The organism is Streptomyces sparsus (assembly GCF_054776295.1).
This window is the reverse complement of sequence record NZ_BAAHCA010000988.1, coordinates 1-1701: the sequence shown is the minus strand read 5'-3', so window position 1 is coordinate 1701 and position 1701 is coordinate 1. Positions and strand designations below refer to the sequence as shown.

1 protein-coding gene is annotated in these 1701 nt (G+C 75.3%); it reads left to right on the top strand.

What is annotated here, in order from left to right:
• Nucleotides 1–1701: condensation domain-containing protein (locus ACYVE9_RS25630; protein ID WP_461030275.1), on the top strand; the 1701-nt coding region annotated here is incomplete at both ends.

The window sequence follows — 1701 nt, the reverse complement described above, 5'->3', positions numbered from 1 at the left end:
AGGCCGTCGCGGTCGTCGAACCGGGGGAGGGCGCCGGGGCCGTCGGCGCCGAGCTGCGGGAGCTGCTGGACGCCGCGCTGGACCGGACCGCCGCAGCCGTACCCGACGACGAGCCGTTCCTCGGCATGGGCCTGGACTCGCTCGTCGCCGTCGACCTCGCCAAGGAGCTCGAACGCCGACTCGGCCGGGAGCTGCCGAGCACACTCTTCTTCGAGTACCGCACGGTCCGCGAGCTGGCCGCCCATCTCACCGCCGACGCCCCCACCCGGCCGGAGGACGGGGCCCGGGCCGTCGGGTCCCCTCCAGCAGCGCCCGCCGACCCGGGAACACCGTCCGCCGTCCCGACGGGCAACACCATGGACGTGGGCGAACCCTTCGCGCTCACGCCCGTCCAGCTCGCCTTCCACATCAGCGGCCGGCTGCACCGGGACGTCGCCGCCTTCGCGTACGTGCGGCAGACGATCAGCGGTCCGCTCCGCGCCGACCTGCTGGAACACGCGCTCGGGCAACTCGCGGAGCGCCACCCGATGCTGCGCCTGCGGATGCAGGCCGACGGGCCCACGCCCCGCCAGTGGGTGGCGCCGCCCGTCCCGACCGCCGAGTGGTTCCTGACCCGGGACCCGGGCGAGGAGCGACTTGTCGACATCGAGGAGGAGCTGTGCAACCGCCTCTTCGACCTCGGCACCGAGCCGCCCGTCCGCGCCGTGCTGCTCCGGGAGACGCCGGACGTGCACCAACTGCTGCTGGTGCTCCACCACTCGGCCGGTGACGGCTACAGCCTCAACGTGCTGGGTGAGGAGCTGTGGACGCTCTACACCGCGCTGTGCCAGGGCCGCGCCGCCGAACTCCCGCCGTTGGAGGCGGACTTCGCGCGCTTCGCGGACGCCCTCACCGCCGAGCGCGCCTCCGCCGCCTTCCGCGCGGACCGGGACCACTGGCAGGTGGCGCTCGCCTCGCACGGAGCCCCCGCGCGGCTGCACCACGACGGCGACCCGGACGCGCCGCCCGCCCCGCCGCTCGCCTGCCACCAGAGCGTGATCCCCACACCGCTCCTCGCCCCACTGCGCGCCGTTGCCGCCGCGCACGGGGTCTCGCTGTTCCACCTCCTGCTCGCCGCGTACACCCGCTGCCTGTCGAGGTGGAGCGGACAGACCGAGATCGCCGTCAACGTGGCCCGGGCGGGACGTGAGATGCGCCTGCCGGGCATCGACCGGATCGTCGGTCCGCTGGCCGACACGCTGCCCGTCCTGGCCCGCGTGGACCGGGACGAAGCCGTGCCGGTGCTGGCCGAACGGCTGCGACTGGCCTGGCTGGAGAGCGAACGGCACGCCCGGCTGAGCAGCCTCGACCTGGCCCGGCTGCTGCCGGCCACCGCCGCCGGGCCGCGTTCGGTCGGAACGGCCGGGTTCAGCTTCGCCCGCTTCCCCGCCGTCCACACCGCGGACTGCCCTGTGACCGTCCGCCCCACCGCCGCGGCGACGGCTTCGGCCGCGACCCGGCTCGGTCTGCTGTGCTGGGAGGAGGACACCCGGCACCTCAGACTCTCCTGGAACTACCCCGGCTCCCTCTTCGACCGCTCCACCGTCCGACGCCTCGCGGACGACTTCCTCGGCGAACTCGCCCGGCTGGCCGGCCCGCACCCCTCGCCGACACCAGCCGCGGCCGAGCCGTCCGCCCTGGCCGAGGCGCCCGCAGGGGCCG